The organism is Microbispora siamensis (genome assembly GCF_016863095.1).
Taxonomy (GTDB): Bacteria; Actinomycetota; Actinomycetes; order Streptosporangiales; family Streptosporangiaceae; genus Microbispora; species Microbispora siamensis.
Genome location: NZ_BOOF01000081.1, coordinates 1 through 24,809, shown reverse-complemented (window position 1 = coordinate 24,809; position 24,809 = coordinate 1). Strand labels below are relative to the sequence as shown.

General features: G+C 73.0%; 28 protein-coding genes and 1 pseudogene. 18 read left to right on the top strand and 11 right to left on the bottom strand.

The genetic code is table 11. The annotated features are described in order from the left end of the window. Positions 1–71: 71 nt before the first annotated feature. Positions 72–950 carry an alpha/beta fold hydrolase gene (locus tag Msi02_RS41490; protein WP_204053199.1) on the bottom strand — a complete coding sequence of 293 codons (879 nt, stop codon included), beginning with the start codon at positions 948–950 and terminating at the stop codon, positions 72–74. 139 nt (positions 951–1,089) lie between these two features. On the opposite strand from Msi02_RS41490, the gene Msi02_RS41485 reads away from it, so the two are divergent. Beyond that, complete coding sequence (locus Msi02_RS41485; protein ID WP_239109335.1) at positions 1,090–3,093, top strand: AfsR/SARP family transcriptional regulator; 2,004 nt, start codon at positions 1,090–1,092, stop codon at positions 3,091–3,093. A 28-nt stretch (positions 3,094–3,121) separates the two neighbouring features. Here the strand turns inward: Msi02_RS41485 and Msi02_RS41480 are convergent, their stop codons facing one another. Further along, a complete protein-coding gene (locus Msi02_RS41480) occupies positions 3,122–3,910 on the bottom strand; it encodes a helix-turn-helix domain-containing protein (RefSeq protein WP_204053197.1) in 789 nt (262 codons plus the stop codon). Positions 3,911–3,998: 88 nt separating this feature from the next. Here Msi02_RS41480 and Msi02_RS41475 point away from each other — a divergent pair, with 88 nt between their 5' ends. Continuing rightward, a complete protein-coding gene (locus tag Msi02_RS41475) occupies positions 3,999–4,847 on the top strand; it encodes an NAD(P)H-binding protein (protein ID WP_204053196.1) in 849 nt (282 codons plus the stop codon). A gap of 48 nt (positions 4,848–4,895) precedes the next feature. On the opposite strand, the gene Msi02_RS41470 is transcribed toward Msi02_RS41475, so the two are convergent. Then, entirely contained in the window at positions 4,896–5,756 is an 861-nt protein-coding gene (locus Msi02_RS41470; RefSeq protein ID WP_239109338.1) for a pentapeptide repeat-containing protein, read from the bottom strand. Positions 5,757–5,951: 195 nt separating this feature from the next. Then, positions 5,952–6,575, bottom strand: a complete 624-nt coding sequence (locus Msi02_RS41465; protein WP_204053194.1) for a TetR family transcriptional regulator — start codon at positions 6,573–6,575, stop codon at positions 5,952–5,954. 128 nt (positions 6,576–6,703) lie between these two features. On the opposite strand from Msi02_RS41465, the gene Msi02_RS41460 reads away from it, so the two are divergent. Continuing rightward, complete coding sequence (locus tag Msi02_RS41460) at positions 6,704–7,111, top strand: nuclear transport factor 2 family protein (RefSeq protein WP_204053193.1); 408 nt, start codon at positions 6,704–6,706, stop codon at positions 7,109–7,111. Between the two features lie 34 nt (positions 7,112–7,145). On the opposite strand, the gene Msi02_RS43770 is transcribed toward Msi02_RS41460, so the two are convergent. The 3 genes and pseudogenes from Msi02_RS43770 to Msi02_RS41450 form a co-directional block, all read right to left on the bottom strand. After that, positions 7,146–7,634, bottom strand: a complete 489-nt coding sequence (locus tag Msi02_RS43770) for a LysR family transcriptional regulator (protein WP_239109333.1) — start codon at positions 7,632–7,634, stop codon at positions 7,146–7,148. Positions 7,635–7,923: 289 nt separating this feature from the next. After that, positions 7,924–8,727: pseudogene (locus tag Msi02_RS44715) on the bottom strand (sensor histidine kinase); the annotation flags it as partial. 14 nt (positions 8,728–8,741) lie between these two features. After that, positions 8,742–8,936: a hypothetical protein gene (locus tag Msi02_RS41450; RefSeq protein ID WP_204053191.1), complete on the bottom strand. Its 195-nt coding sequence runs from the start codon at positions 8,934–8,936 to the stop codon at positions 8,742–8,744. A gap of 57 nt (positions 8,937–8,993) precedes the next feature. Between Msi02_RS41450 and Msi02_RS41445 the strand changes: the two genes are divergently transcribed. The 8 genes from Msi02_RS41445 (at position 8,994) to Msi02_RS41410 (ending at position 15,985) form a co-directional block, all read left to right on the top strand. After that, complete coding sequence (locus Msi02_RS41445; RefSeq protein WP_079319105.1) at positions 8,994–9,653, top strand: TetR/AcrR family transcriptional regulator; 660 nt, start codon at positions 8,994–8,996, stop codon at positions 9,651–9,653. A gap of 75 nt (positions 9,654–9,728) precedes the next feature. Then, entirely contained in the window at positions 9,729–11,006 is a 1,278-nt protein-coding gene (locus Msi02_RS41440) for a sensor histidine kinase (RefSeq protein ID WP_204053190.1), read from the top strand. A 203-nt stretch (positions 11,007–11,209) separates the two neighbouring features. Further along, positions 11,210–11,872 (top strand): DUF998 domain-containing protein, encoded by a 663-nt coding sequence (locus Msi02_RS41435; RefSeq protein ID WP_204053189.1) that lies wholly within the window; start codon positions 11,210–11,212, stop codon positions 11,870–11,872. A 47-nt stretch (positions 11,873–11,919) separates the two neighbouring features. Beyond that, positions 11,920–12,291 (top strand): YciI family protein, encoded by a 372-nt coding sequence (locus Msi02_RS41430; protein ID WP_079319102.1) that lies wholly within the window; start codon positions 11,920–11,922, stop codon positions 12,289–12,291. A 111-nt stretch (positions 12,292–12,402) separates the two neighbouring features. Then, entirely contained in the window at positions 12,403–13,665 is a 1,263-nt protein-coding gene (locus Msi02_RS41425; RefSeq protein ID WP_204053188.1) for an RNA polymerase sigma factor, read from the top strand. Between the two features lie 81 nt (positions 13,666–13,746). Next, positions 13,747–14,316: a winged helix-turn-helix domain-containing protein gene (locus Msi02_RS41420; RefSeq protein ID WP_079319101.1), complete on the top strand. Its 570-nt coding sequence runs from the start codon at positions 13,747–13,749 to the stop codon at positions 14,314–14,316. Then, positions 14,309–15,160, top strand: a complete 852-nt coding sequence (locus Msi02_RS41415; RefSeq protein WP_239109329.1) for an SRPBCC family protein — start codon at positions 14,309–14,311, stop codon at positions 15,158–15,160. Before Msi02_RS41420 ends, Msi02_RS41415 begins: the two co-directional genes overlap by 8 nt. Positions 15,161–15,196: 36 nt before the next feature. Next, positions 15,197–15,985, top strand: coding sequence for a class I SAM-dependent methyltransferase (locus tag Msi02_RS41410; RefSeq protein WP_204053187.1), 789 nt, complete (start codon positions 15,197–15,199; stop codon positions 15,983–15,985). Here the strand turns inward: Msi02_RS41410 and Msi02_RS41405 are convergent. After that, positions 15,960–16,574, bottom strand: coding sequence for a helix-turn-helix domain-containing protein (locus Msi02_RS41405; protein ID WP_079319098.1), 615 nt, complete (start codon positions 16,572–16,574; stop codon positions 15,960–15,962). The genes Msi02_RS41410 and Msi02_RS41405 overlap by 26 nt on opposite strands. Positions 16,575–16,691: 117 nt before the next feature. Here Msi02_RS41405 and Msi02_RS41400 point away from each other — a divergent pair, with 117 nt between their 5' ends. Together Msi02_RS41400 and Msi02_RS41395 are read left to right on the top strand one after the other, a co-directional pair. Beyond that, a complete protein-coding gene (locus Msi02_RS41400) occupies positions 16,692–17,174 on the top strand; it encodes a cation:proton antiporter regulatory subunit (RefSeq protein ID WP_079319097.1) in 483 nt (160 codons plus the stop codon). A gap of 9 nt (positions 17,175–17,183) precedes the next feature. Then, positions 17,184–18,344, top strand: a complete 1,161-nt coding sequence (locus Msi02_RS41395) for a cation:proton antiporter (protein ID WP_204053186.1) — start codon at positions 17,184–17,186, stop codon at positions 18,342–18,344. Positions 18,345–18,413: 69 nt separating this feature from the next. Here Msi02_RS41395 and Msi02_RS41390 read toward each other — a convergent pair whose 3' ends face one another. Together Msi02_RS41390 and Msi02_RS41385 are read right to left on the bottom strand one after the other, a co-directional pair. Continuing rightward, complete coding sequence (locus Msi02_RS41390) at positions 18,414–19,205, bottom strand: cytochrome c oxidase assembly protein (RefSeq protein WP_204053185.1); 792 nt, start codon at positions 19,203–19,205, stop codon at positions 18,414–18,416. A 52-nt stretch (positions 19,206–19,257) separates the two neighbouring features. Next, positions 19,258–19,845 (bottom strand): DUF2243 domain-containing protein, encoded by a 588-nt coding sequence (locus Msi02_RS41385; RefSeq protein ID WP_239109326.1) that lies wholly within the window; start codon positions 19,843–19,845, stop codon positions 19,258–19,260. A gap of 229 nt (positions 19,846–20,074) precedes the next feature. Here Msi02_RS41385 and Msi02_RS41380 point away from each other — a divergent pair, with 229 nt between their 5' ends. Further along, positions 20,075–20,569 (top strand): hemerythrin domain-containing protein, encoded by a 495-nt coding sequence (locus tag Msi02_RS41380; RefSeq protein ID WP_204053184.1) that lies wholly within the window; start codon positions 20,075–20,077, stop codon positions 20,567–20,569. A 15-nt stretch (positions 20,570–20,584) separates the two neighbouring features. Here the strand turns inward: Msi02_RS41380 and Msi02_RS41375 are convergent, their stop codons facing one another. Further along, positions 20,585–21,352: a TetR/AcrR family transcriptional regulator gene (locus tag Msi02_RS41375; RefSeq protein WP_204053183.1), complete on the bottom strand. Its 768-nt coding sequence runs from the start codon at positions 21,350–21,352 to the stop codon at positions 20,585–20,587. 76 nt (positions 21,353–21,428) lie between these two features. Here Msi02_RS41375 and Msi02_RS41370 point away from each other — a divergent pair, with 76 nt between their 5' ends. The 4 genes from Msi02_RS41370 to Msi02_RS41355 all read left to right on the top strand — a co-directional run bounded on the left by Msi02_RS41370 (position 21,429) and on the right by Msi02_RS41355 (position 24,786). Beyond that, positions 21,429–22,415 carry an ATP-binding cassette domain-containing protein gene (locus Msi02_RS41370; protein WP_204053182.1) on the top strand — a complete coding sequence of 329 codons (987 nt, stop codon included), beginning with the start codon at positions 21,429–21,431 and terminating at the stop codon, positions 22,413–22,415. After that, the gene (locus Msi02_RS41365; protein ID WP_204053181.1) at positions 22,412–23,239 is read left to right on the top strand and encodes an ABC transporter permease; all 828 of its coding nucleotides are present in this window, start codon (positions 22,412–22,414) and stop codon (positions 23,237–23,239) included. The genes Msi02_RS41370 and Msi02_RS41365 overlap by 4 nt, the downstream gene beginning before the upstream one ends. Before the next feature lie 31 nt (positions 23,240–23,270). Beyond that, the gene (locus Msi02_RS41360) at positions 23,271–23,699 is read left to right on the top strand and encodes a glutaredoxin domain-containing protein (RefSeq protein ID WP_239109323.1); all 429 of its coding nucleotides are present in this window, start codon (positions 23,271–23,273) and stop codon (positions 23,697–23,699) included. Positions 23,700–23,832: 133 nt separating this feature from the next. Further along, positions 23,833–24,786, top strand: a complete 954-nt coding sequence (locus Msi02_RS41355; RefSeq protein WP_204053180.1) for a tyrosine-type recombinase/integrase — start codon at positions 23,833–23,835, stop codon at positions 24,784–24,786. The last annotated feature ends 23 nt before the right edge of the window (positions 24,787–24,809 follow it).

Below are 24,809 nucleotides of genomic sequence, written 5' to 3'. Positions count from 1 at the left end.
CCGACGGGCGCGAAAGGGTTCTGCCCTTGGCCGGGCCTGCGCGGGCGGTGGCCCGCCGTACGGGTGAACGGTCAGCGGGTGAGAAGGGCGCGCAGAGCCCCGGCGACACCGGCCGGGTCCTCCTCGGCCATGAAATGCCCGCATTTGACCGTCGTGTGCACCAGGTCGGGGGCCCAGGCGCCCCACAGCGCCACGGCGTCGTACCCGAGGGCGGCCCCCCAGTCCTGCTGGAGCACGGTCACCGGCATCCGCAGCCGGTTCCCGGCCTCCCGGTCCGCGCGGTCGTGGTCCACGTCGATCCCCGCCGACGCGCGGTAGTCCGCCACGATCGACGGCACCGCCGTACGGCAGGCGTCCAGGTAGGCGGCGCGCACGTCGGCGGGGATCGCCCCATGGTCGACGGTCCAGACGTCGAGGAAGTGGCCGAAGAAGGCGTCCGCGCTCGCGCCGATCATCTGCTCGGGCAGGCCGGGCGGCTGGGCCATCAGGTACAGGTGGAATCCGACGGCGGCCCCGGCGCCGTGCATCACCTCCCACATGTCCAGCGTGGGCAGCACGTCGAGGCAGGCCAGGTGGCTGATCGCCGCCGGGTGGTCGAGCCCGGCGCGGAAGGCGACCAGCGCGCCTCGGTCATGTCCGGCCAGCGCGAACCGCTCATGTCCCAGCGCGCGGGCCAGGGCGACGATGTCGGCGGCCATCGTGCGCTTGGAATAGGTCTCGCGACCGGCCTCGGCCGGCTTGTCGCTGGCGCCGTAGCCGCGCAGGTCGGGACAGATCACGGTGTGGTCGGCGGTCAGGTCGGCGGCGACGTGCCGCCACATCAGGTGGGTCTGGGGGAAGCCGTGCAGCAGCACGACCGGGCTCCCCGACCCGGCGACGGCCGCGTTCAGCGACACACCGTCGGCGACCGGCACGCGGAGGTAGTCGAAACCGGGAAGTACAGGCGCCATCACGCGCCCCCTTTCTGTAGTGCGGGATCAGATGCCTCCAGGCTGCCGGGCGTGAATGAGCATCCGATCAGCGCGCTACCGTGGCAGTTGCGTTGGCAGTTGCTTTGACCTGGGGGTACGCACGGAAAGGGGCCGCAGGGTGGGGATCGCGTTCGGAGTGCTGGGGCCGGTGACGGCCTGGGACGGCACCGGCGGCGCGATCGCCCTGAAGGGGCCGCGGCACCGCGCGGTGCTGGCCCGGCTGATCGTCGCGCGCGGCCGCGTCGTCCCGGTCACCCGCCTGATCGACGATCTGTGGGACGAACCGCCGGCGGGCGCGGTCGGGGCCGTGCGGACGTTCGTGGCGGCGCTGCGCCGGGCGCTGGAACCCGACCGGCCGCCCCGCACTCCCGCACGGCTGCTCGTCACCGAGGGACCGGGGTACGCGCTGCGGGCCGGCGCCGACGCGGTGGACGCCTGGCGCTTCGAACACGCCGTGGCCGCCGCCACCGCGCTGCCGCCCGAAGACGGACTCGGACGGCTGGAGGAGGCGCTGGGGTGGTGGCGCGGCCCCGCCTACGCGGAGTTCGCCGACCAGGACTGGGCCCGCGCCGAGCGCTCCCGACTGGCCGAGCTCCGGCTGCACGCGGTCGAGCGCCGGGCGGAGATGCGCCTGGCCCTGGGACGGGCGGCCGAGGCGGTGCCCGACCTGGACGCGCACGCGGCCGGGCACCCCTGGCGGGAGGAGGCCTGGCGGCTGCTCGCGCTCGCGCTGTACCGCAGCGGGCGGCAGGGCGACGCGCTCGCCGTGCTGCGCCGGGCGCGGGCGCTGCTGGTGGACGAGCTGGGCGTGGATCCGGGCCCGGGCCTGCGCCGGCTGGAGGCCGACATCCTGCGCCAGGCCGATCATCTCGACTCCTCCGTGCACGGCGTGGCCGAACGCGTGTGGGCCCAGGCCACCGCCGCCTACGACCGCACGGTCGCCTCCGGGGCGCGGGCCCGCCTGGAGTCGACGGCAGGACTGCTGCGCGACCTCGCCGTGACCGGAGGCGGCGGCCTGCGGGCGGCGCGCGAGCACCGCGTGGCCGCGATCGAGGCGGCCGAGGAACTCGGCGACGCGGAGCTGACCGCCCGGGTGATCGGCGCCTTCGACGTCCCCGCCATCTGGACCCGGTCCGACGACCCCGGACAGGCGGCGCGGATCGTCGCGGCGGCCGGGCGCACGCTGACCGCGCTGGCCGCCGATAACGAGGCCGGTCACGAGGCGACCGGTCACGAGGCGGCCCGGGCCCGCCTGCTGGCCACGATCGCGCTGGAGTCGCGCGGCGACCGCTCCGGCCACGGGCTGCGGGCGGCGCGGCGGGCCGAGGAGATCGCCCGCCGCCTGAACGACCCCGCGCTGCTGGCGTTCGCGCTGAGCGGCCTGTTCATGCAGACCTTCCACCGCACGGGCCTGGCCGCCCGCCGCGACGAGATCGGTGCCGAACTGGTGGATCTGTCCGCCCGGCACGGCCTGGTCACCTTCGAGGTGCTCGGGCACCTCATCCGGATGCAGGCCCGGTCGGCGCTCGCGGACTTCACGGCCGCCGACGCCCACGCCGCCGCCGCCGAACGCCTGGCCGTACGGCACGAGCGGCCCCTGGTGGGCGTGTTCACCGCGTGGTATCGGGCGCTGCGCCTGGACGCGACCGGGCGGGCGCCGGTGGAGGAGACCGAGGCCGCCTACCGGAGCGCCGCCGCCCGGCTGGACGGCGCCGGCATGCCCGGTATGGAGCGCGGGCTGCTGCCGCTCGCGTTGCTGTGCCTGCGCCTGCGGCACGGGCAGCCCCCGCCGGACGTGGAACATGCCGACTGGGGGCCGTACGCACCGTGGGCCCGGCCTCTGGTGCTGCTGGCGCGTGACCGCCGTGCCGAAGCGGCGGCGGCGCTGCGCGCGCTCCCCGAGCCACCCCGCGACCTGCTGACGGAGGCCCTGTGGTGCCTCGCCGCCCGGGCGGCGCGCACGCTCGGCGACCGCACGACGATGGAGCGCGCCCGCGCCGCGCTGCTGCCCGCGGCGGGCGAACTGGCCGGGGCGGGCAGCGGCGTGCTGACGCTCGGCCCGGTCGCCGCGCACCTGGACGACCTCACCGCCGCCCTCGGTCACGGGGCGAGCCGGTCGTGAGCCTGCTTTCTTCTTGCGGAATCGTCGGTCAGCAGGGCTGGAGGGAGGGGAAACGGCCCGCGAAGAAGGCGGCTGGAGGCACCCCCATCAGGGTGCGGAACTCGGCGGCCATGTGGGACTGGTCGTAGAAGCCGGCGGTCGCGGCGAGCTGCGCCCAGCGCGCGGTGTGGGCCCTGCCGCGGGCGAGCACCCGGCGCACGCGTTCGATGCGCTCGACGCGCTTGGGCGGCATGCCGATGCCGTCGCGGACGAGATCACGCAGATGACGCTCGCTGACGGCGAGTCGCCGGGCGATGGCGGCGATGGGCTCGCGCTGGTGCCCGGCCTGGTCGCGCAGGGCTTGCGCGGTTGCGCGTACCAGCTCGCCGCGGGCCAGGTCCGCGTTGGACCGGGCGCTGATCCGGGCCGGCAACGCCGCCTGAAGGCGCCGCAGGACGCGCCCCACGTCGTCTCCCGTCCCGGTCGGCGCGGCGGTCAGCCCCGCTGCGCCGTCCCACAGCTCCTCGAGGTCGACGACCCGGTCGACCAGCTCGGTCATCGGGACTCCGAGCAGGAGCCGGGCGGCGCCGGGTCGCAGCCTCATCCTGAGGCAGAGCGGGAAGTCCTTGCCCACATGGTAGGAGGCGCGGGTGCGCGGGCCGACCACCAGCAACGCGCTGCGCCGCGCCGATGTCGTCCGGAAGACCAGCGAGATGTCGGCGTCGGGAACGTGGACGAGCGGCGTCCGCCCAGCCGGCCCACAGGCCCTCAGAGATGTGATCTCGCTGACCAGCCACCGCAACGGGACCGGCACGGTCATCGGGACTTCGAGGGGCATGGCCTCACGTTACCCAGCGGCGTTCGGCACGCCGACCGTGCCGAAAGTTCCTATGGATCACGGCACCTGCGCTGCCACGGTGGTGACCATGATCCTCGTGACAGGTGCGACGGGCACCATCGGCAGTGAGACGGTCCGGTTGCTGGCGGCCATGGGTGAGCGGGTGCGGGCGATGACCAGGGACCCGGCGGCGATCACGCCGCAACCGGGCGTGGAGGTCGTGCGGGGCGACTTCGGCGAGCCCGGTTCCCTGGCGCGGGCGGCGGACAAGGCGGAGGCGCTTTTCCTGCTCAGCGCCCCGGGGCCGCGGCTGGTCGAGCATGATGAGGCGATGCTGGCCGCCGCGTGTGCCGCCGGTGTCGGCAAGGTGGTGAAGGTGTCGGCCATCGGCACGGGCCAGAACACCGAGGCCAGGGTCGGGGACTGGCACCTGCCGGGAGAGCGGGCCGTACAGGCGAGCGGCCTGCGCTGGACGATACTGCGCCCCTCCAGCTTCGCCTCCAACGCCCTGCGCTGGGCCGGTCACATCCGTCGTGGAGAGCCCATCCCGAATACGACGGGGACCGGCAGGCAAGGCGTCGTCGACCCTCGTGACATCGCCGAAGTCGCCGTGCGGGCGCTGACGTCCGACGATCACGCGGGCGGCGTCCTCACGCTGACCGGGCCGGAACTGCTGAGCGTCCCCGACCAGGCCGCGATCCTGGGCGAGACCATCGGACTCCGCATCCCGGCCATCGACGTGCCGCTGGAGGTCTACAAGAAGCAGATGCTCGCCGCCGGCGTCGATCCCGCCTTCGCCGAGATCGCGGTCAACGGCTCCGCACTGGTCGCACGTGACGGCAACGCCACGATCACCGAGGATGTGGAACGCGTGCTCGGCCGTCCGCCCCGTACGTTCTCCACCTGGGCATACGATCACCGCGCCGCGTTCGCCTGAATCCCGGGAAGACGGCCGGGCTTCCGGCGTGTGCCGGCGGGCCGGAGGCTATGCGCGCCGGCGGCGAGGCCGCGGGCGGCGGGCGGGGGCCCTGACGGCGACCGGGTCGGGGCGGGCCGCCGGGCCCGACCAGTGCGCCGGACGGGTGAGGGCCGGGGGCAGCTTCGTGGCGTCGTCTCCCCTGGCCGCGTTCACCTGGGCCTGGGTGAGGAAGACGCTCCCCGTGAGGTCGGCGCCGCCCAGGTCGGCCCCGCGCAGGTCCGCCCCGATGAGGTCGGCGCCGCGCAGGTCGGCCCCGCGAAGATCGGCGCCGATGAGGTAGGCGCCCCTCAGGTTGGCTCCGCGCAGGTCGGCCTTCCTGAGCCGGGCGCCGATGAGGTCGGCTCCCCTGCGGTCGGCGGCACGGCCCCCGGCCGACGCCCGCACCAGCTCGCTCGTCCGCAGAAGCAGCACGTTGACCTTCTCGCGGTGGGCGGCGACGTCCACGCCCAGCAGCTCGTCGGGGGTGCCCATGGTCAGGCGTTCGGTCTCCTCGAACGCGCCGCGCAGGTCGGCGTGGATCGGGCGGGTCACCGGCAGGGACATCGCCTCGTCCAGGTACCACAGCAGCTCGTGCAGGTGCCGCACGACGGGGAAGACCTCGAACATCCGCGCCGCGGTCCGCGGTTCGTCGCGCCAGCTGCGCCCGAAGGTGACCTGCGAGACCTTCTGCCCCGCGCCGAAACAGTCGTAGACGGTGCAGCCGGGAAAGCCGCTGTCCCGCAGACGCGCGTGGATGCCGCAGCGGAAGTCGTCCTGGAGGTTGGGGCACGGCCGCCCGGCGTCCTTGCTGATCGCGAAGTCGGCCGAGGCGGCGAAGGGCAGCGCGACGCAGCACAGCCCGAAGCAGTTCGCGCAGTCGGCCCGCAGGTCGGCTCGTCCGCCGGGGCCTGAGCCGGTCGTGGCGTCCGTGCGGGCGTCCCCGTGGTCGTGCGTGTCGGGCAACGTGCCTGCTCTCCTCGTGTCCGGTGGGCGCCGCCGGGCCGCTCGCCGTCCCGGCGCCCAGCTAGAACGTATCCCACCGCACGAGCGCCGGGCGCCCGGCCTTCGCCGAGGGGCGGCGGCTCACGCGTGCGCACTCCCGTCACCGGATCGATCTTCAGCGGAAGCGGTGAGGCGGCGGACCATCCGGACGAGCCCGGCGCGCCGCGCGGCCGGGCTGTCGTCGCCGGCGCCGGCCATGATCATGCGTACGACCTGGGGAGCGGTGAACCACCAGGTCGCCAGCGCGTACACCGCGTAGACCAGGTGTGCGGGCTCGACCTCGGCCGTGAGAAGGCCGTTCTCCCGCGCGGCGGCGAAGGCGGCGACCTTGCCGGCGTAGTGGGCGGCCCGCTCGTCCTCTGCGGCCACCCCCGTCCGGCCGTCCTCCAGCCCCTCCCAGGCGAGCAGGCGCAGGAAATGCGGGTGGGCGCAGTGGTAGTCGAACACGCGCCCGGCGTACTCGCCCAGGTCGGCCATCTGCTCGGCGGTCAGGGGGACGGCGCCCGCCACTCTGGCCAGCTCGGCCTCCAGGACGGCGGTGAACAGCTGCCGCTTCCCGCCGAAGTACTGGTAGATGCGCTCCTTGTTCACCCCCGCACGCGCGGCGACGCGGTCCACCCGCGCGCCCTGCGGGCCGTGCTCGGCGAACTCCTCGACTGCCGCCTCCAGCAGCAGCCGTCTCGTCCTGGCGGTGTCCCATGCCATGACCGGCAGCCTACACAACTCCAACTCATCAGTTGGATTTATCCGGCACCCGTGCCATACTCCAACTGATCAGTTGGAGATTTGCCGGCCGGCCTCGCTCCACCCCACCACGACAGATGGGAAACGGCATGACCGCCACATCCCCGACCACCCGCGAGGTCGTCGACGCCTTCTTCGCCCGCTTCGCCGCCGGTGACCTGCCGGGGCTGCTCGACCTGTTCGCCGACCGTGTGGACTTCCTCGTCCCGGGCGACCCGAAGGTGCCCTGGACGGGGGCGCGCTGCGGCAGGGACGAGATCGCCGAGTTCTTCACGCTGCTCGGCACCGAGCTCACTCCCGAGGAGTTCACGATCGACACCACCCTCGTCGAGGGCGGGCACGCGGTGACGACCGGCCGCAGCCGCTTCTGCGTGCTGTCGACCGGCAGGTCGTTCCTCAACGAGTTCGCCCTGCACTTCACCGTCGCCGACGGCAAGATCACCGGTTATCGCATGCATGAGGACAGCCACGCGATCAGCGAGGCGTACGCGGCCTGACCCGTGCCGGGCCGGCAGGTCCGGCCGCGGGCGATCATCCGGTGTTCCCCGTCCGGCGGCCGGCCCGTGAGGTGGCCGCCGGACGAGGGGGGACACGGTCACACGGCCACGTGACCGCCGTCCACGTGAAGGTCGTCCCGTGGATGAAGCTCGCCCGCGGCGAGGCCAGGACCACGATGGCCTCGGCGATGGACGGATGGCGGGCCTGCACGCGGGTGCCGGGGTGGGCCACGGCGAGCTGCTCCAGCGCCGGTCCGAGCAGGTCGGGCGGCAGCTCAAGGGGGATCCCCACCCGCAGGACCCCGCCGTCCCCGCTCGTGTACGCGGCCATCGTCCGCAGTGCCCGGTCGTACCGGGCGAGTACGGCGCGCGCCTCGGCGAGCAGCGTCATCCCCGCCTCGGTGGGCCGCGCTCCGGCGCTGCTGCGGACCAGCAGTTTCACCCCCAGCCGGCGCTCCAGCATGCCGACGGTCTGAGACAGCGCGGGCTGACTGATGTGCAGCCGACGCGCCGCGGCCGACATGCCCCCCCTCCTCGGCCACCACGACGTACGCCCGCAGTTCCCGCAACTCCATGCCGCCATGGCATCGCACCTGGCGGGAGCGGCGCGGCGCGAGACCCGACGTCAGGGCCGGGCGGATCACGGGCGGCGACCCGGCGACAGCGGCAGCCGCAGGACGAAGCACGCTCCGCCCCATACGGACTCCTCGACGTGGAGGCTGCCGTCGTGGGCGGAGGCGATGCCGCGAGCGACCGGCCAGGCCGAGGCCGGCGCCTCCCCGGTCCCGGCTGCGGGCGGCGTCCAACCGCGCGAAGCGGTGAAAGATCCGCTCGCGGTCGGCCAGGGCGATGCCCTCTCCGTCGTCGGCGACCGTCAACTCGGCGCCGTCCCCCGCGCGGCGCAGGCCGATCCGTATCGTGCGGGCGGCGTGCCGCCGGGCGTTGTCGAGCAGGTTGCCGAGCACCCGGATGATCTGCTCGGGATCACCCTCGACGGTCACTGCGGGGTCGAGCCGGAGACGGATGTCGTGCCCGTCCATCCGCCGGGCGGCCTCGGCCCGGACCAGCGCCGTGAGGTTCACCCGCTCCGCTCTGCAGGGGGCGGTCCCCAGCCGGGTCAGCAGGAGCAGGTCGGTGACGATGCCCTGCACCCGGTCGAGGTCGTGCAACGTGTGGCCGAGGAGGTCGTCCAGATCGGTCTCGTCCGGGTGCAGCTGCGCCTCCTCCAACCGCGTGCGCAGTGCGGCGATGGGGGTGCACAGCTCGTGCGAGGCGTCGGCGGCGAACTGACGCTGCCGTTCCCGGGCGCGTTCGGCGCGATCGTCGGCCTCGCGCAGCCGTTCCAACGTCCTGTTGACGGCCCGGGCGAGCCGGGCGATCTCCTCGCCTCCGCCTGTCTCGCAGACCCGGGGGCTCGCTTCCCCGAGGTTGATCGCGTCCAGTTCGAGACGGAGGGACGCCACCGCGCGCAGTGACCTGTCGCCCGCTCGCCGGGCCTTCACGGCCGCCGGGACCACGATCAGGAGGGCGTCGGCGACCCGCCCGGCGCGGATCCTGCGTAGGCGGCCGGCGAGTGCCCGTATGTGCCCGTTGCCGCCGCGAAAGGTCACTGTCATGACCGCGCTCCTGCTCACCACTGGTCGTACTGTCGGGGAGACGAGTTCGCGGCCCGCGGATGCGGGCCGTCGAGCGCGGTGTCGCCCGGCGTGGTGTCGGCCCTTACCCGCACCGGCGCGGTCGCGGCCGCGCCGGGCGGCCGCCGGGTGGTCGCGGCGAAGGACTGGACGATTTCGTCCAGTTTGTGGTGGTATGTCGGAGTTGTCAAGGTGTGCCTCCGGTATGGCTCCGGCGGGGCTCCCACGCCCGAAGGTGGGGTTGTCACATGGCCGTTCGAGGGCCGAGGAAGGATTCTCCGCGGCTCACCGCGCGCGGCGCGGCCACTCGCGAGCGCATCGTCGCGACCGCCGCGGACCTCATGTTCCGGCAGGGGGTCACGGCGACGACCCTCGACCAGGTGGTGGACGCCTGTGGCATCAGCAAGTCGCAGCTCTATCACTACTTCCCGGACAAGGAAGCGCTGATCACCGAGGTGATCGCGATGCGGGAGCACCGCATGGTCTCCTTCCATAAGCCGCAGCTCGACCAGGTGCGCTCGATGCGGGATCTCGAGAGGTGGCGCGACTCGCTGGTGACGGGCCACCGGGAGAGCGACGAGCCCTACAGATGTCCCATCGGCGCGCTGGCCAATGAGCTCTCCTGTCGCTGCGACGACGCCCGCCAGTCCCTGGCGGCCGTTTTCCGCAAATGGCAGGGACTGCTGGCGGACGGCCTCGCCCGGATGCGGGAAAGCGGCGAACTCGACCCCGGCGCGGACCCCGGGGAACTCGCCGTCGCCGTCATCGCCGCCTTGCAGGGCGGCTACCTGCTCGCCGAAACCATGCAGGACGAACGGCCCTTCGCGGTCGCCCTCGACATGGCACTGGACCACGTGAAAGCCCACGTCAGGACCCCTGTCGCCAATTTGACACGATCGGACAACTAACCGCAAAGTGGACGAAATCGTCCAATTTGCCCGTGATGGTGGTCCACCGGGTGCGGCAGGAGAATGGTGAGGCCGATGCCGTCTCTGCGCTCGATGCAGGCGCGCTACACGACAGCGGCGACGATGCTGTTGCTCCTGCTCACGGTCCTGGGCGGCGTGAGCCTTGACCTGGCGATCCGATACAGGGTCGAGGACCAGGTGTTCTTCGACGCCGAGCAGGTCGCCGCCCAATGGAGCGCGCAGGTGCGCGGCGGCCTCCTGCCGCACTCCGCCCCCGCCCCCACCTCCACCTCCGGCACCGTCGACCTGGTCCAGCTGGTGGACGCGCGCGGCAGGGTCATGGCCGCCAGCCCGGACGCGACGGGGCGGCTGCGGCTGAGCACGCTCCGGCCCCCGCCCGACGACCGGCTCCAACGGCGTGTCGAGTGCCGCCCGGGCGAGCGGTGCGTCCTGCTCATGGCCAACCGGGTGTCGACGGCCCCCGACGCCCCCGTCGTCTACGCCGGAACGGTCGAGCCGCCCCTGATCGCGACACACCGCCTCGAATACCTCATCGCGGGCGCCGCGCTCCTCATCGTCTTGCTGGGCGGCCGCCTTATGTGGTGGATCACGGGCCGGGCACTGTGCCCGGCGGAGCAGCAGTACCGGCTCGCCTCCGTCACCTCCCACGAACTCAGGACACCGATCGCCGGGCTGCGCGTGCAACTGGAGGAAGCACTGCTCCACCCCGATCACGTCGACCCCCGCGACACCATCCGGGGGGCGCTGTCGGCCACCGGCCGCCTGGAGGCGATCGTGCAGGACCTGCTGACGATGACCAGGCTACGCGGCGGCCAGCCGGCGCCGTACGAACCGATCGACCTCGCCGCGCTGGTCACCGAAGAGGTGGACGCGCACTCCGGCGGCACACCGGTGGAGCTCTACACGGCCGGGGACGTGTGGGTGCACGGCTCAGGGATCCAGCTGATCCGGCTGGTGGGCAACCTGCTGAGCAACGCGCGACGGCATGCGGCGACCGCCGTCACGGTCTGCGTCGGATCCGCCGACGGCCGGGCGGTCCTCGCAGTGACCGATGACGGGAACGGCATCGCGCCCGCCGACCGTGAGCGAGTCTTCGAGCGATTCACCCGCCTGGACGAGGGGCGGCGCCGGGACGCCGGTGGCACCGGACTCGGACTTGCCATCTCCCGCGACATCGCCCGCGCGCACCGGGGAACACTGCGGATCGAGGACTCCCCCCGGGGGGCGCGGTTCGTCCTCCGGCTGCCACTCCTCGACCGGAACACGATCGGCAGGCGCCATCTCACCCGCACCGGTCGGACGACCGCAGGCCGGACCGCTGACGACCGGTGACCACGGCGGGCGCCACCACGTCGCCCTGGCATCACGCCGCTCACCGGGTCGTCCCTGCCCGCGGCGGGGCGCGGCGCTCCCGGGGAGGTGCCGTCGGAAAAATCTTGAAGAAAATCCGGGAGGCGTGTCGATCCGGGGGCGTCCCGTTCGAGGAGTGGGTGAGTGGCCGGTGAGGGACCGGCCGGACCTGAGGAGAACCACCCGTGACCACCGCCACCGCTCACGCCGGCACCGCCGCCCGCACCTGCGGCCGCGAGACCAGTGTCACCCGCAGCCTGCTTGGGTACGGCGTGATCGCCGGCCCGGTCTACGTCGGGGTGTCGCTGACCGAGGCCCTGACCCGGGACGGATTCGACCTGACCCGGCACGCCTGGAGCCTGCTCGCCAACGGCGACCTCGGCTGGATCCACATCGCGAACTTCGTGCTGGCCGGGGCGATGACCATCGCCTTCGCCGCGGGCCTGCGCCGCGCCCACGGCCGTGGCTGGGCCCCCCGCCTGCTGGCGGCGTACGGCCTCAGCCTGCTGGCGGCCGGGGCCTTCCGGGCCGACCCGGCCCAGGGCTTTCCCCGGGGCGTGCCGGCAGGCGAGGTGAGCTGGCACGGCATCGCGCACCTGGCCTCCGGCGGCGTCGGGTTCGCCTGCCTGGTCGCGGCCTGCTTCGTGCTCGCCCGCCGCTTCGCCCGGCGCGGGCAGGCGGCCTGGGCGTGGAGTTCGCGGGCGACCGGCGCGCTGTTCGCGGCCGGGTTCCTGGCCGTTGCCTCGGGGGCGGGCGCGGCCTGGGCCAACCTCGCCTTCACCGGCGCCGTGGTGCTCGGCTGGGCCTGGATCAGCGCCCTGGCCGTGCACGCGTACCGGAACGCCTGACCCGTCCCGCGTTCACCTGATAGATCTTGTCTGAGAGGAGACGACCGATGCGTTACATGGTTCTGCTCAGGGCCGCCCAGCCCGACACCCCGCCGCCCGCCGACCTCATGGAGGCCATCGCCAAGCTCGGCCAGGAGGCGACCGTCGCCGGGGCGCTGCTGGACACCGCCGGGCTGGCCCCCAGCGCGTCCGCGGCGAGGGTGCGCATGGCCGAGGGCAGACTCAGCGTGACCGACGGCCCGTTCACCGAGTCCAAGGAACTGATCAGCTACGCCCTGTACGACGTGCGGTCGAAGGAGGAGGCGGTCGAGTGGGCCGCGCGCTTCATGCGCCTGCACCGTGACCTGTGGGAGGGCTGGGAGGGCGAGGCCGAGGTGGTCAAGGTGCTCGGCCCCGAAGATTTCGCCCCGCCGGCCTGAGCATCCCCGACCTGAGTATCCCCGACCTGGGCACCCCTGACCCGAACACCGCTGACCGGAGCACCCTGACCCGAGTGTCCCGGCCTGAGCACCTGTGAGCTGAGCACTCCGATGACCGGTAGCGAGGCGCTGCTCGCGGCGCACCGCGCGATCGAGGCGGTCTGGCGGATCGAGTCCGCCAGACTCGTCGCGGCGCTGGCCCGCCTCGTCGACGACGTCGGCCTGGCCGAGGAACTCGCCCAGGACGCGCTGCTCATCGCGCTGGAGCAGTGGCCGGAGGCGGGCGTGCCGGACAACCCCGGCGCCTGGCTCATGGCCACCGCCAAGCACCGCGCGATCGACCACCTGCGGCGGCGCAGCCGCTACGAGCGCAAGCTCCAGGAGATCGGCCGCGACATCGAGAGCAGGCCGCAGCCGGACCCTGACGCCGGCATGGACGACCACATCCGCGACGACATGCTGCGGCTCGTCTTCACCGCCTGCCATCCCGCGCTGACCACCGAGGCGCGCGTCGCGCTCACACTGCGCCTGCTCGGCGGCCTGACCACCGGGGAGATCGCCCGGGCGTTCCTGGCCACCGAGCCGGCGGTGGCACAGCGGATCGTCCGCGCCAAGCGCACCCTGGCCGACAAAGGGGTCAGATTCGAGATGCCGGCCCCGGACGACCTGGCCGAGCGGCTGTCCTCGGTGCTGGAGGTCGTCTACCTGATCTTCAACGAGGGCTACTCGGCCACGGCGGGCGCCGACTGGACCCGCCCCGACCTCTGCCACGAGGCGCTGCGCCTGGGCCGTCTCCTGACGGGCCTGCTCCCCCGCGAACCGGAGGTGCACGGCCTGGCCGCGCTGATGGAACTGCAGGCGTCCCGCCTGCGCGCCCGCACCGGACCGGACGGCGCGCCGGTCCTGCTCGCCGACCAGGACCGGCGCCTGTGGGACAGGCTGCTGATCCGCCGGGGGCTGGAGGCGTTGGAGCGGGCCGAGTCGCTCGGCGGCGCCTTCGGCCCGTACGCCCTGCAGGCGGCCATCGCCGCCTGCCACGCCCGGAGCGCCCGTCCCGAGGACACCGACTGGGAACGCGTCGCCGCCCTCTACCGGGTGCTCGCCCACGTCGCCCCCTCCCCCGTGGTCGAGCTGAACCGCGCCGTCGCGGTCGCGATGGCCGGCGACCCCGCACGCGGGCTGGAGATCGCCGACGCCGTCGCCGGCGACAAGGCCCTGCGCGGCTACCCCCAGCTGCCCGCCGTACGCGGCGACCTGCTGGCCCGGCTGGGCCGTACGGACGAGGCGCGGCGGGAGTTCGAACGGGCGGCGGCCCTGACCGGAAACGAGCGGGAGCGGGCCCTGTTCCTGTCCCGCGCCGCCAGCTGCGGGTAGCCGGCCCCCCTGCCCGATGACCCCTTCCCCCTGCGGGAGCGATTGACAAAGACAGTTTTTACGTACAACATTGTTTTTGCGATGAGAGACGTCCTGTACCTGGAGCAGATCGAGCAGGCCGAGGCACTGCTCAAACCGCAGCGCATCGAGGTGCTGCGGCAACTGGCCGTGCCGCGCACGTGCACGGAAGTGGCGGCGGTGCTCGACCAGACGCCGCAGCGGGTCTACTACCACGTCAAACGCCTGGTCGAGGCGGGCCTGGTCGACCAGGTCTCCGAGCGGCGGGTGCGCGGCATCACCGAGGGCATCTACCAGGCGAGCGCCCGCTCCTACTGGCTGTCGCCGGGCCTGGTGGGCCGCATCGGCGGGCTGCGCCGGCGGCAGGACGAGCTCAGCCTGGGCTACCTGCTCGACCTCATGGAAGAGGTGCAGGCCGACATCGCGGCCCTCGACCGGACGGCGCCGGAGTTGCCGTCCATCGGCGTGTCCGGCGAGGTGCGCGTGCCTCCGGAACGACGCCAGCAGTTCCTGGCCGACCTGCGCACCGCGCTGCAGGACCTGTTCACGCGCTACGGCGGCGACGAAGGCGACGCCTTCAAGCTCGCCGTGGCGTGCTATCCCCACTACCCCCCGGGAGACGACCGTGAGTGAACCGATGATCGTCCGAGTCCGCCTGGCGGCTCCGCTGAAGGAGGTGCGCCACGCGCTGACCGACCCCGCCGCGATGCGGGTGTGGCTGGCCGAGCACGCCGAGGCGGACCTGCCCGGCCGCTACGCGTTCTGGGGCCGCCGCACCCCCGAGGGCGACGCTCCCCACCAGCGCCCGCTGCACGCCGACGACCACACGCTGCGCTTCGCCTGGCTGCTGGACGGCGTGGAGACGACCACCGAGATCACACTGGAGGAGGAGACCCCGGACACGACCGTCCTGACCCTGTCGCAGAGCCACTTCGACTTCCAGGACGCCATCACCGGGGCCAGCATCCGGGGCGTGCTGCAGACCTTCTGGTCGCTGGCGCTGTCCAACCTGGCCGACCACGTCGAGGGGCGCGAGATCGGCCCCCAGCCCGACTACACCTCGGCCGACTTCCGGGGCGAAATGGTCGTCGACGCGCCGGTCGAGCAGGTCTACGACTCCCTGGTCGACTCGGACAAGGCGAGCGACTGGTTCGGCTACCCCATCGGCATCGAGCCGTACGTCGGCGGGCGCTTCGCCATGGGCGGACTGGACGCCGACCCACACCCCGCGAAGATCATCGACCTGGTCCCCGGCAAGACAATGTCGGCCGACTGGGGACCGGGGGGCGTCGTCACCTGGGAACTGGAGGACAGCGGCGGCAAGACCCGCCTGACGTTCGTCCAGAGCGGCTTCGACACCGGCAACCCGCCGTACGCGGGCTGGACCGGATGGCTCAGCGGCCTGGCCGCGCTGCGCCGTTACCATGAGGTCCCCGGCGGCCACCGGATCTGGCTCCCCGCCGAGCCGGCGGCCTAGCCCCCGCGCCCACGACCAGGCGGAGTGTGATCGGTCATGACGGTGACCCGGGAAGTGCTCGCCTACTACGAGCAGGACAAGGAGGACGGCAGGCTCCGTACGGGCCGGGGCCGGCTGGAGCTGTGGCGGACGCAGGACGTGCTGCGCCGGGCACTGCCGTCACCGCCCGCCCGGGTGCTCGACGTCGGCGGCGGCACCGGAGTGCACGCCGAATGGCTGGTCGCCGACGGCTACGAGGTGGAACTGCTGGACCCGATCCCGCTCCACGTCGAGCGGGCCGCGACCCTGCCGGGTGTGACCGCCCGGCAGGGCGACGCACGCGACCTGCCCCTGCCGGACGCGAGCGCGGACGCGGTCCTGCTGCTCGGCCCGCTCTACCACCTGGCCGACCGCGCCGACCGGGTCACCGCCCTGACCGAGGCGCGCCGCGTGGTGCGCCCCGGAGGACTGGTGGCCGCCGCCACCATCAACCGCTACGCGGCCGTGCACGACATGGTCTACCTGGGGGTCTACGAGCAGGAAGCACACCGCCGGGCCGCGAGCGCGGCCATGAAGGACGGCGTCCTGCTGGGTCCCGTGCAGGGTTTCTCCGCCTACCTACACGACCCCGACGAGGTGCCCGGGGAGTTCGCCGACGCGGGGCTCCCCGGCGCCGAGCGGTACGGCCTGGAGGGCGCCTTCTGGCTGTACGGCGACGTGAACGACTGGCTCGACGACCCCGAACGCCGCCGGCTCATGCTCGACGCCCAGCGCACGCTGGAACGCGTGCCGTCGCTTCTCGGGGTCAGCGGCCACATGCTCACCCTCGCCCGCCGGCCCGCGTAGGCTCCTGCTTCGCCTTCGGGCGGGCGCGCAGATGGGCGCGCTCGCCCTGCTGGCCGAACAGGCTGAGGAACTCGACCGCGTCGGCGTCGGCGGCGCCGAACCAGTGCGGCAGCCGGGTGTCGAACTCGGCCGCCTCGCCCGGTGACAGCACCAGATCCTGCTCGCCGAGGACCACCCGCAGCCGCCCGTTCAGCACGTAGAGCCACTCGTACCCCTCGTGGGTCTTCGGCTCCGGCTGCCTCCTGGCGCTGCCCGCCGGAATCACCAGCTTGTACGCCTGGATGCCCCCGGCCCGGCGGGTCAACGGCAGCATCGTCATGCCGAAGCGGACGACCGGCCGCAGGTGAATGCGCGGATCCCCGGTCGGCGGGGCGTCGACGAGCTCGTCCAGCGTGACCCCATGGGCCCTGGCCAGGGGCAGCAGCAGTTCGAGGGTCGGACGGCGGGCACCCGACTCCAGCCGCGACAGCGTGCTCACCGAGATGCCGGTCGCCGCCGACAGGTCGGCCAGGGTCGTCTCGCGCTGCCGGCGCAGCGCGCGCAGCCGGGGCCCGACCGAGACGAGCGCGTGTTCGAGGTCGTCGTCCACGGCGTCAGCTTGCCATACCCGCAACGACACGTGCCAAGACGGCCGAAATGAGACCTCCGTCCATTATTGGTAGGTTCCTGGGCAAGTATTGGCTTATCAGGACGGAGGAGCGGCGCCGTGGATGTCGAGCAGACGGTGTTGCCGGGGATCGGATTGCGGCACGAGTTCACCACCCGCTCGGGACGGCGCATCGGGGTCGTCTCCCACCGCACCGGGCGGCGCGACCTGGTGATCTACGATCCCGACGATCCCGACAGGGCCTGCGAGACAGTGAAACTCAACGACGAGGAGGCGGACGCGCTCGTCGAGCTGCTCGGCGCCCCTCGCATCGTCCAGCGACTCAACGCCCTGCACCGCGAGGTCGAGGGACTGGTCAGCGTCCAGCTGCCGATCTCGCCGGGCTCCCCCTACGCCGGCCGGCCCATGGGCGAGGCACAGGTCCGCACCCGCACCGGAGCCTCCATCGTGGCCGTCGTTCGCGCCGGGCACGTGTTCGCCAGCCCCGCCCCCGACTTCCTCCTCACCGGGGACGACATCGTGGTCGTGGTGGGCAGCGAGGACAGCACCGCCGCCGTCGCCGACATCTTCGCCAGCGGCTGAGGGCAGCGCGTGCACAATACCGCGATACTCTTCCTGGAATTCGGCGCCGTCGTCCTCGGACTCGGCATCCTCGGAGCACTGGCGCTGCGCGTCGGCATCTCCCCCATCCCTCTCTACCTCATCGCGGGCCTGGCCTTCGGCACCGGTGGCATCCTCCCGCTGGCCACCAGCGAGGACTTCATTGCCACCGGCGCCGAATTAGGCGTCATCCTGCTGCTGCTCACCCTCGGCCTGGAATACAACGCCGACGAGCTGGTGACCAGCCTCAAGGGCAACGCCCGCGCGGGCCTGGTCGACCTCGTGCTCAACGCAGCACCCGGCGCCATCTGCGCGCTGCTCCTCGGCTGGGGACCGGTCGCCGCCGTCGCCATGGCCGGCGTCACCTACGCCACCTCCTCCGGCATCACCGCCAAGGTCCTTTCCGACCTGGGCTGGATCGGCAACCGGGAGACCCCGGTGGTGCTGTCGCTGCTGGTGTTCGAGGACCTCACGATGGCGGTCTACCTGCCGGTCCTGACCGCCATGCTGGCGGGCCTGAGCCTGGTCGCCGGGGCGGTCACGGTGGCCATCGCGCTCGCCGCGGTGAGCGTGGTCCTGCTGGTCGCGCTGCGCTTCGGCCGCTACATCGAGGCGTTCGTCGCCAGCCCCAACTCCGAGGTGCTCGTGCTCAAGGTGGTCGGGCTGGCGCTGCTGGTCGCCGGGCTGGCCCAGCAGCTGCAGGTCTCGGCCGCGGTCGGGGCGTTCCTCGTCGGGATCGCGCTGTCGGGCGAGCTGGCCGAGGACGCCCAGGCGCTGCTCGCGCCGCTGCGCGACCTGTTCGCCGCGGTCTTCTTCGTGTTCTTCGGCCTGCAGACCGACCCCACCAAGATCCTCCCCGCCGCCGGTCTGGCCGCGGGCCTGGCCCTCGTGACGATGATCACCAAACTGCTGACCGGCGTGTACGCCGCCCGCCGCGCCGGCATCGCGCGTGCCGGACGGGTCCGCGCGGGCATCGCGCTCATCCCCCGCGGTGAGTTCAACATCGTCATCGCCGGGCTGGCGGTGGCCGCCGGCGCCCACCCCGACCTGGGTGCGCTGGCGGCGGCGTACGTCCTGATCCTGGCGGCCTTCGGTCCCCTGGCGGCCCGCCTGGTCCAGCCGCTCCTCACGCGGATAGCCGCCCGCGCCTGAGGGCCGTCGCTCTCCTTCCCCCCGTGTCACCGGCCTGCCCCGCATCGCGGCGGCGGGCCGGTGCTCTTTTCACGCCCGTACGGCGCGGCCGGCCACCGGCCGGGAACGGCGTTCCGGACGCCAGGTGGACACGAGGGCGGCGGCGAGGAGGAGTTCGGCGATGTCGCCGCCGTAGTACATGATCTCCGCGCCGCCCTGCACCTCGGGAACGGGCGCGTGGACGTCCACCCAGAATCCGCCGTACATCAGCTGTGCGACGACCGCGTGCACGGCGATGGCGCAGCCGAGGTAGACCAGGCGGGCCCGCACGCCCGGCCGGGCGGGCGCGGGGTCGGGACCGGCGATGACGTGCGCGAACAGGCACCCCGACAGCAGGAAGTGCGCGTGCAGCAGCCAGTGCCCGGCGGGCCGGGCGGTGACGGCGTCGTAGAGCGGGGTGAAGTACAGCACCACGAGGCTGCCGGTGGACAGCAGCAAGGCGGTCGCCGGATGGGTCAGCAGCCGGCCGGGACGGCTGTGCACGACGGCGCTCAGCCGCCGCGCGCCGCCGACGGGCAGGGTCCGCAGCAGCAGGGTGACCGGGGCCCCCAGCACCAGGGCGAGCGGGGCGTACATGCCGATGAGCATGTGCTGGACCATGTGGCCGCGGAAATCGGCGTGGGCGAAGGACGCGACGGGCGGCAGGAGCGCCGCGGCCGACAGGACGACCCCGGTGGCGAAGCCCGCCGTACGCCACCGGCTCCAGCCCGCGACCGGGTTGCGGCGGCGCGCCCGCCTGGCCAGGTGCAGATACACGAGCAGGGCGAGGACCGCCAGCAGCACGCCGGACAACCCCGCGAAGTGCGCGCCGTGGTCCGTCATGCCGTGATCCATGCCGTGTCCCGTCACGCCGGGGTCCATCGTGCGTGGTCCGTCATGCGGGGGTCTCGGCGGGGTCGAAGGACCGCCCGCTGCGCGCGAGCAGGTAGCCCCCGGCGAGCAGCAGCGCGCCCAGGACGAGGAAACCGATGTCCCACCAGAGCTGGTGGGGACCGCCGCGGACGTGATGGATGGCCAGGATGTGGTGGTCCAGGACGCCTTCGACGAGGTTGAAGATCCCCCAGCCGGCCAGGATCCAGCCCCACAGCACCCGCGAGGTCCACACCCTGCGCCGGTTGCGGGTGACCCTGGAGTACAGGATCGCGAGGCCGACGAGCACCGCGAGCCAGCACACGGCGTGGAAGACGCCGTCCCACACCGTGTTCATCTCCAGCCCGGAGACGGTGCGGGGGTTGTAGTACTTCACCCCGATGCGGTCGCTGTTGGTGCCGCTCAGCATGTGATGCCACTGCAGGAGCTGGTGCAGCAGGATGCCGTCGACGAACCCGCCGAGTCCCACCCCGAGCACGATGCCCGGCAGCCGCAGACTGGCCGGCGTCGCATCGGCCCGGGCCTCGCCCGCGGTGGTCGCCATCACCCCTGCCTCCGTCCCCTCCGCCGCCGCTGTGCGGATCTCCGCCACGGCAGGTTCCCCGGACGAGATGGTGTAGTCACGCAGGCACGCGCGGAGCCGCCGCGGGCCTACCGACTCTTTATGGAGCGGCTGTGGTCGTCCCCGTACATCCGGCCTGGTGCTTACGTGTTTGACACGTTCTTTGCGGCGTTGGTAGGAATCTTGCCAGCGCCGCAGTGCACCCGGCAAAGAGACCGCCGAGGGCATGGAGGCGCCGAAACCATGGAAACGAACTTTGGTGAGATCCGACGATCGCCTGACGGCGTTCGGCAACCAGTTGATCGAAGTACACCTCTGGCTCCGCGAGGAGCTGGCAGGGCTGCGTGAAGGCGTCGACGCCTATTTCGCCGGCGGCGCGCGACCACGCGAACTGCGTGCCCATTGTCTGACCTTCTGCTCGGCGCTGACCCGGCATCACACCGGCGAGGACGACGTCGCGTTCCCCGAAGTCGCCGGGCGGTTCCCCGAACTGAGCCCGGTGCTGGAGGAGCTGCGCCGTGACCACCGGCTGGTGGAGGACTCCCTGCGGCGGCTCGAGGCGCTCGTCGCCGGGCTGGACGAGGAGACGGACCCCGCCGAAGTCCGGCGCGAGATGGACGGCCTGGCGGCGCTGATGGAGACGCACTTCGTCTACGAGGAGAAGCGCATCCTTGCGGCGCTCAACGCGTTGAACGTGCCGGGCTGGGACCGTTCCCCGCCCGCGTTCCTGCTTGCCGACGACGCGGAGCGCTGACCGGCTCCGCACCGTTCATCCGGCGGTGCGGGCGGCGACGAACGCCTCGATGCCGTCGAGCACGCGCTGCAGGCCGAACTCGAAGGCCTGGTCGGGGTCGTAGGCCGCGTTGTACGCCTCGCCCGCGGCCGCGCCCACCCGGGCGGCCACCGGGTGACGCCGGGGGTCGAACACCCTGGCCAGGTAGGGCGCGTGGGCGTACCACCACTGCTCGTCGGTGACGCCCGTGTCCCCCGGCGCCTGCGCCGCCTCCACCGCGCCCCGCGCCGCGCCGCTCACGTAGCCGTTCAGCAGCGTGACGACCGAGTCCATCTCGAGGTCGTCCAGGCCGATGCCGTCGACCGCCCGCAACTCGTAGTCGTACTTGGCGATGAGGTTGGGGCCCAGCGGGGGCCGGGTGAGCGACGACACCTGCAGCATCCACGGGTGCCGCCGGTAGAGCGCCAGGTTCTCCCGCGCGATCAGCTCCAGCCTGCCCCGCCAGCCGCCCGGCACGTCCTCGGGGGCGGGCAGCTCGCCGTACGCGGTGTCGAGCATGACGTCGATCAGCTCGGCCTTGCCCGGGACGTAGGTGTACAGGGACATCGTCCCCACCCCGAGCTGCTCGGCGACCTTGCGCATGGACAGCGCGGCCAGGCCCTCGGCGTCGGCGACCTCGATCGCCGCGCGCACGATCCGATCGACCCCGAGATCCGGCTTGCCCTTGCGCCCGGTCCGCTCACCCGTGCGCCACAGCAGGGCCAGACTCCGCGCCGGGTCTCCCTGCGAGCTGTACTCCGTCATCGCCTGCGAATTCTATGCGCACCCCAGTTCCGTATGCTGTACGGTACGCCGTACTGAACCGCACGGAGGAGCCACCATGACACACGTGGTCGTGGCCGAAGGGCTGCGCAAGCGATACGGGGACACCCCCGCCCTCGACGGGGTCGACCTGGCCGTCGGCGAGGGCACGGTGCACGGCCTGCTCGGGCCGAACGGCGCAGGCAAGACCACCGCCGTCCGGATACTCACCACGCTGCTGCGCCCCGACGGCGGCACGGCCCGCGTCGCCGGCTTCGACGTCGTACGGCAGGCCGCCGACGTACGCCGCAGCATCGGCCTGGTCGGCCAGCACGCCGCACTCGACGAGGTCCTCAGCGGCAGGCAGAACCTCGTCATGTTCGGCCGCCTCCACCACCTGCGCCCCGCCGCGGCCCGTGCCCGGGCCGACGAGCTGCTCACCCGGTTCGGCCTCGCCGGCGCCGGGACCAAACCCGTCGGGCAGTACTCCGGCGGCATGCGCCGCCGCCTCGACCTGGCGGTCGGCATGATCTGTTCCCCGCCGGTGCTGTTCCTCGACGAGCCCACCACCGGCCTGGACCCGCGCGGCCGCACCGAGGTGTGGGACGCCGTACGCGGCCTCGTCGCCGCTGGCACCACCGTGCTCCTCACCACCCAATACCTGGAGGAGGCCGACCAGCTCGCCTCCCGTGTCTCGGTCGTCGACGCCGGCCGCGTCGTCGCCGAGGGCAGCCCCGACGAGCTGAAATCCGCGCTCGGCGGCGACCGCCTCGACGTCGTCGTGCGCCACACCGCCGACCTGCCCGCCGCCGCCGCGATCGCCGCCCGGGTGGCGGGCGCCCCGGGCGATGCCCCGGGTGATGTGTCCGTCGACGTGGACGCCGACTCCCGCCGCGTCAGCGCACCCGTACGCGACCGGTCCGCCGCGCTCCCCGAGGTCCTGCGCGCGCTCGACGCCGCCGGCATCGCCGTGGCGGACATCGCCGTACGACGGCCCACCCTGGACGAGGTCTTCCTCCACCTGACCGGCCACCCGACCGGCACGAGAAGGGGAGCCGCCGCATGACCGTCACCGCACCCGAGATCCCCCGCACCGCGGCCGCGCGGCTGCGCTGGGCCCTGGCCGACGGCTGGACCGTCACCCTGCGCGACCTCGGCCACTGGGTCCGCAAACCCGGCCAGGTCGTGGCGGGCCTGCTGTTCCCCGTCATGATCGTGCTGATGTTCGGCTACCTGTTCGGCGGCGGCATGACCGTACCGGGCGGCGGCGACTACCGCGAATTCCTCATGCCCGGCATGTACGCCATGACCATGCTCTTCGGCATCGAGGCCACCTTCACCGCCGTCGCCCGCGACGCCGCCAAGGGCGTCACCGACCGCTTCCGCTCCCTGCCCATCGCCTCCTCGGCCGTCGTCCTCGGCCGCAGCGTCGCCGACATGCTCAACACCGTCCTGGGCCTCCTCGTCATGATCGCCTGCGGCCTGGCCGTCGGCTGGCGCTGGCACGAGGGCCCCGCCCGCGCCGCCCTCGCCGTCGGGCTGCTGTTGCTGCTGCGCTTCGCGTTCCTGTGGGTCGGCATCTACCTCGGGCTGACCCTCAACGGCCCGGAAGCCGTCATGGCCGTCCAGGTCCTCGTCTGGCCCGTCGGCTTCCTGTCCAGCGCCTTCGCCTGGACCGGCACCATGCCCGGCTGGCTCGCCGCCGTCGCCGAGTGGAACCCCCTGTCGGCCACCATGGCAGCCACCCGCGACCTGTTCGGCAACCCCGGGGCGGGCGGCACCACCTGGATCGCCGAGCACGCCGCGGTCATGGCCCTGGTCTGGCCGCTGCTGCTCATCGCGGTCTTCTTCCCGCTGTCGGTGCGCCGCTACCGCCGCCTCGACCACTGACACCCAGGACCGGTGCGCTAGCGTGATCGCCATGCCGCGCCGATGGATGCTGCCGATCCTCTTCCTGGCCGTCGGGCTCGCCGCGGCGGCCCGTCAGGTCACCCAGGGGTTGCCGGGCGCCGCCGTCACGCTGCTCCTGATCTTCCTACTGGCCGCCGCCGTACTGTCTCCCCTGGTGTTCCCGAGGTCCGTCAGCTCGGCGGAGGCGCTGCGCCGCAGCGAGGCCGACGGCCGCCCGATCGTCTACTGGCGCCCCGGCTGCCGCTACTGCCTGCGCCTGCGCACGCGGCTCGGCCGCCACGCCCACCGGATGCACTGGGTCGACATCTGGCGCGACCCGGACGGCGCCGCGGCGGTCCGGGCCGCCACCGGCGGCGACGAGACGGTGCCGACCGTGGTCGTGGCGGGCAGGCCGCACGTCAACCCCGACCCTCGATGGGTGCGCGCCCAACTGCCCTGACAGACCTCAGCGACTGCTCCGGACGCGGAACGTACGGTGCTTCCGTTCTCGTCGAGGGTTTTGTCGGTGCACCTAAATGATCTTGTAACAATCGAGCGCCTTTACAATGTAGATTCATAGTAGGATCGAGGCGATGAACACCCCCGCCGTCCCCGAGCGGAACACCCCCGCACGGCCCGAGCGCGACCCCTACCGGGTGTATCTCGACGCGCTGCAGAGCCCCGAGTCCAAGCGCACGATGAAGGGCTGCCTCGACCGCATCGCCCGCCTCATCACCGGCGACCCGGCGGCGACCGGCGCCGGTCAGCCCTGGGAACTGCTCCGCTACGAGCACACCATCCGCCTGCGCACGCTGATGCGGGAGCAGGGCTGGTCGCCCGCCCACGTCAACAAACACCTGGTCGCCCTGCGCCGTGTGCTGAAGGAGGCATGGCGGCTGGGCCTGATGAGCGGCGAGGACTACCAGCGGGCCGCCGACCTGCCCGCCTACAAGCACACCCGCGTCCCGGCGGGACGGCACGTCGAGGCCGAGGCGCTGGCGGCCGCGCTCGAAGTGTGCGACGGCGACCACTCCCCCGCCGGCCGCCGTGACGGCGCGATGCTGGCGGCGCTCTACTCCACCGGCTGCCGCCGCGCCGAGATCGCCGGGCTCACCCTGGCCGACTTCGATCCCCACGCGCGCTCCCTGCGGGTGCGCGGCAAGGGCGACAAGGAACGACTGGTCTACCTGACCGCGGAGGCCGTCGAACGCCTCGACCTCTGGCTCGCCGTACGCGGCCGGGCGACGGGCCCCCTGTTCTGTCCCATCAACAAGGGCGGGCGGCTGCGGCCGGCCCACATGACCGGCCAGGCCATCGCCGACATCGTCTCCCGGCGCCTGGCCGCCGCCGGGGCCTCCCCCCGTACGCCGCACGACTTCCGCCGCACGTTCATCGGCGAACTGCTCGACGCCGGCGTCGACCTCGCCACCACCCAGGCCCTGGTGGGCCACGCCTCCCCCGCCACCACCGCCCGCTACGACCGGCGGCCCGAGCGGCGCCGCCGCGAGGCCGTGGACCGGCTCCGCGTCCCCGGCGCCACCCGCTGACCGGGTCTGTGGTTACTCAAATG

Bases quoted from the DNA above. Each gene is read 5' to 3' on its own strand.
- Msi02_RS41490 (WP_204053199.1), bottom strand. From the start codon at position 950: ATGGCGCCTGTACTTCCCGGTTTCGACTACCTCCGCGTGCCGGTCGCC.
- Msi02_RS41480 (WP_204053197.1), bottom strand. From the start codon at position 3,910: ATGCCCCTCGAAGTCCCGATGACCGTGCCGGTCCCGTTGCGGTGGCTG.
- Msi02_RS41475 (WP_204053196.1), top strand. From the start codon at position 3,999: ATGATCCTCGTGACAGGTGCGACGGGCACCATCGGCAGTGAGACGGTC.
- Msi02_RS41465 (WP_204053194.1), bottom strand. From the start codon at position 6,575: ATGGCATGGGACACCGCCAGGACGAGACGGCTGCTGCTGGAGGCGGCA.
- Msi02_RS41460 (WP_204053193.1), top strand. From the start codon at position 6,704: ATGACCGCCACATCCCCGACCACCCGCGAGGTCGTCGACGCCTTCTTC.
- Msi02_RS43770 (WP_239109333.1), bottom strand. From the start codon at position 7,634: ATGTCGGCCGCGGCGCGTCGGCTGCACATCAGTCAGCCCGCGCTGTCT.
- Msi02_RS41445 (WP_079319105.1), top strand. From the start codon at position 8,994: ATGGCCGTTCGAGGGCCGAGGAAGGATTCTCCGCGGCTCACCGCGCGC.
- Msi02_RS41440 (WP_204053190.1), top strand. From the start codon at position 9,729: ATGCCGTCTCTGCGCTCGATGCAGGCGCGCTACACGACAGCGGCGACG.
- Msi02_RS41430 (WP_079319102.1), top strand. From the start codon at position 11,920: ATGCGTTACATGGTTCTGCTCAGGGCCGCCCAGCCCGACACCCCGCCG.
- Msi02_RS41425 (WP_204053188.1), top strand. From the start codon at position 12,403: ATGACCGGTAGCGAGGCGCTGCTCGCGGCGCACCGCGCGATCGAGGCG.
- Msi02_RS41420 (WP_079319101.1), top strand. From the start codon at position 13,747: ATGAGAGACGTCCTGTACCTGGAGCAGATCGAGCAGGCCGAGGCACTG.
- Msi02_RS41410 (WP_204053187.1), top strand. From the start codon at position 15,197: ATGACGGTGACCCGGGAAGTGCTCGCCTACTACGAGCAGGACAAGGAG.
- Msi02_RS41390 (WP_204053185.1), bottom strand. From the start codon at position 19,205: ATGACGGACCACGGCGCGCACTTCGCGGGGTTGTCCGGCGTGCTGCTG.
- Msi02_RS41375 (WP_204053183.1), bottom strand. From the start codon at position 21,352: ATGACGGAGTACAGCTCGCAGGGAGACCCGGCGCGGAGTCTGGCCCTG.
- Msi02_RS41370 (WP_204053182.1), top strand. From the start codon at position 21,429: ATGACACACGTGGTCGTGGCCGAAGGGCTGCGCAAGCGATACGGGGAC.
- Msi02_RS41365 (WP_204053181.1), top strand. From the start codon at position 22,412: ATGACCGTCACCGCACCCGAGATCCCCCGCACCGCGGCCGCGCGGCTG.
- Msi02_RS41360 (WP_239109323.1), top strand. From the start codon at position 23,271: ATGCCGCGCCGATGGATGCTGCCGATCCTCTTCCTGGCCGTCGGGCTC.
- Msi02_RS41355 (WP_204053180.1), top strand. From the start codon at position 23,833: ATGAACACCCCCGCCGTCCCCGAGCGGAACACCCCCGCACGGCCCGAG.